This window comes from Streptomyces sp. NPDC050448 (assembly GCF_040655295.1).
In the GTDB taxonomy this organism is placed as follows: domain Bacteria; phylum Actinomycetota; class Actinomycetes; order Streptomycetales; family Streptomycetaceae; genus Streptomyces.
Window position 1 is genome coordinate 1 of sequence record NZ_JBFAJR010000115.1, and the last position, 2,617, is coordinate 2,617.

Below are 2,617 nucleotides of genomic sequence, written 5' to 3' on the forward strand. Positions count from 1 at the left end.
GGTACTGCAGGGGGGACCCTGTGGGAGAGTAGGACGCCGCCGAACAATCATTGTGGGAAAGCCCCGCACCTTATGGTGCGGGGCTTTTCTGCGTTCAGGGGCATTGACCGAATCGGGCCAGGTAGTGCCAGACCCGCTTCAGGGCCTGTTCGTCGTACCGGCCGGTGCGGGCCGCATCGCCGAGGATGCGGGGGGTCAGCCGGCCCGCGACGGCGATGGCCGCGCCGAGGTCGACGTACGCCTGGCCCCGGTAGTCGGGGTGGCGGCGGAGCTCGTCGACGGTGAGGTCGAAGCCGGTGTGCCATTCGATCGCACAGGGGAGCTTCTCGGCGGCCGCCTCGACCTCGGTGTCCCGGTGGCTGGGGTCCAGTACGAGCGCGGCGACGTCACGGTCGAGCCGGACCGGGGCGTGGATCTGGGCCTCGATGTAGTCGTCCAGGGCGTCCTGGTCGTCGGCCTCCGCGAGGGCGATCAGGGACATGCGGTCGGCGACGCCGAAGGATTCCGGCTCGAGATGGCTGTCCGGGTAGCAGAACGTGGTCCGGGGCAAGGCCTCCGCGGTGAGGCGGAAGTGCGCGGAGCCGAAGCGGGGTGCGGCGCCGACCGGGTGGTGGCGGAAGTTCAAGGCCCCGTAGACGGGGCGGGCTTCGGCCGGCGCGTCGTCGTAGGCGCCTCCGAAGATCCGGCTCTCCCAGTGCCAACGCGCCCCGCCCGCACGGGCGGTGAGGCCGCCGTTGCTGGTGCCCGTGACGAACTGCGAGCGGTACACGCCGTCCTCGGCCAGCGCGGTGAGGATCGGGCGGTCGTCGCACAGGCGGTCCGGGTGGAAGTTGAGCGTCACCCTGAGAGTCGGGTCCAGCGGGGTGCCGGAAGAGAGACCGGTGACGTGGTGGAGAGCCCGCGCGTGTGGATTCATGGATGCAGTGTGCATGAGTGCTGTGATTGGATCCGGGATCATGAACCGGCATGTGGTGCGTCAAGTGCGGGCCGACGAGTGGCAGAAGGTCAAGGAGCTGCGGATCGCAGCCCTGCAGGATCCGGCGGCGCCGGTGGCCTTCCTGGAGGCCCTGGCCCAAGCGGAGGCCAGGACCGATGAGTTCTGGCAGGACCGGGCCCAGGGGGCTTCGCACGGGCGGCACGCGCGGCAGTTCGTGGCCGAAGGGCCGGACGGGCAGTGGGCCGGGTCGGTGACCGTCCTGGTCGAGGAGGGCGGGACCACCGATTTCTTCGAGCAGCCCATCGAGCAGACCCAGGGGCATGTGGTGGGCGTGTTCGTACGGGCCGAGCAGCGGGGCACCGGGCTCACCGAGGCCCTGTTCGCGGCCGCGCTGGACTGGGCCTGGTCGCTCGAGGGGCCGGGGCTGGAGCGCGTACGGCTCTTCGTGCACGAGGACAACGCGCGAGCCGCGGCTTTCTATCGGCGGTTCGGGTTCCGGGCGAGCGGGCAGGTCGTGCCGGCTCCGGGGAATGCGGGTGCCAAGGAGCTCGAGTACGTCATTTCGCGGCCGTAGCGAGCGGTGTGGGTGCTCAGGCGCGGGTGGGTTCGAAGACTGCCTCGGGCCAGCGGGCGCGGGCCTGCTCCCGGCTGCGGCACAGGGCGAGCAGGGGGAGGGAATCCTCCTGGAGGAGCTCGGGGAGCCGGGGGATCGGGGCCACGGCCGCGACGTCCTCCAGGACCAGTGTGAGTGGTGGGTCGAGCCGGCCGTGGGATGACCGTGCGGCCATGCGGCGGCCGTGCTCGACCACGCTCGCGGCGAGTGCGGTGAGCAGGGGCATCGCACCCGGGTGGGTGCGGGGGTCTTCCAGCGGTTCGCCCACCATGTAGAGGGTGCCCCCTTCGGTCACGAACGATGCGAGGGTGAGCGCATCTGTTCGGTTCGGGTTGCAGGCCTCGCGGATGTGGATCGACGTCAGGCAGGAGAGGGCACGGGCCGTCAGGTGCTGGGCCTGCTCGCGGCGTTCGGGGTGGGCGGTGAGGGCGCTCTCGAGTTCGCCGGCGGCGCCGGGGGCGGCCTGGGGGTGCGTACGGAGGATCCGGACCGGGTCCTGGGCGCTGTTGCCCTGGGCCCAGCGGTGCAGTTGCTTGAAGGGGCGGCCGTCGAGGGCGGCTGCCTGGAGCCAGCTGCGCAGGAGCGTCTCGGCCGTGTCGGCGACGGCCGCGTCCATCCGGGCCTGGGGGCGTACCGGGGCCAGGAGCGCGATGGCGCGGGCGGCGGCGGTGTCGCGGTCGGCGCAGGCGTCGGCGGGGTTCCAGTGCATGCGGGCCGGGGTGTCGCAGAGGTGCGAGGGGTCGTAGAGGAGGACCGGGCCGAGTTTGGCGCGGGCGTCCTTCGTCTCCGCCCAGAGGGTGGGGGAGGAGGTGACGACGAGGGCGGCGCCGTCTGCTGCCGCGAGGGCTTGGGCGGCGAGGTGGTGGCGCTCGGCGGGAGTGCCGTAGGCCATCCGGCTTTGGCGGGTGGGGGCTTGGGCGTGCCCGAAGCCGCCCCCGGGCTCTCGCGTCTGTTGCGGGGTGGGGACCGCCGGGTCGACGCCGCCGTCTACGGGGATACGGGCGACGGCCGCGAAACCCTGCTCGCCATCGGCGAAGCCAAATGGAACGACGTTATGGGGACCGGCC

Annotated in this window: 3 protein-coding genes; 1 reads left to right on the forward strand and 2 read right to left on the reverse strand. The window is 72.2% G+C overall.

Annotated features, from left to right (window positions below):
• Positions 1-94: 94 nt before the first annotated feature.
• Positions 95-916 carry a DUF3626 domain-containing protein gene (locus AB0I68_RS38915; protein ID WP_363182177.1) on the reverse strand — a complete coding sequence of 274 codons (822 nt, stop codon included), beginning with the start codon at positions 914-916 and terminating at the stop codon, positions 95-97.
• A 13-nt stretch (positions 917-929) separates the two neighbouring features.
• Here AB0I68_RS38915 and AB0I68_RS38920 point away from each other — a divergent pair, with 13 nt between their 5' ends.
• Positions 930-1,511, forward strand: a complete 582-nt coding sequence (locus AB0I68_RS38920; RefSeq protein WP_363182178.1) for a GNAT family N-acetyltransferase — start codon at positions 930-932, stop codon at positions 1,509-1,511.
• Positions 1,512-1,527: 16 nt separating this feature from the next.
• On the opposite strand, the gene AB0I68_RS38925 is transcribed toward AB0I68_RS38920, so the two are convergent.
• Positions 1,528-2,617, reverse strand: a 1,090-nt coding sequence (locus AB0I68_RS38925) for a type VI secretion protein (RefSeq protein ID WP_363182179.1), incomplete at its 5' end; no start/stop codon positions are given.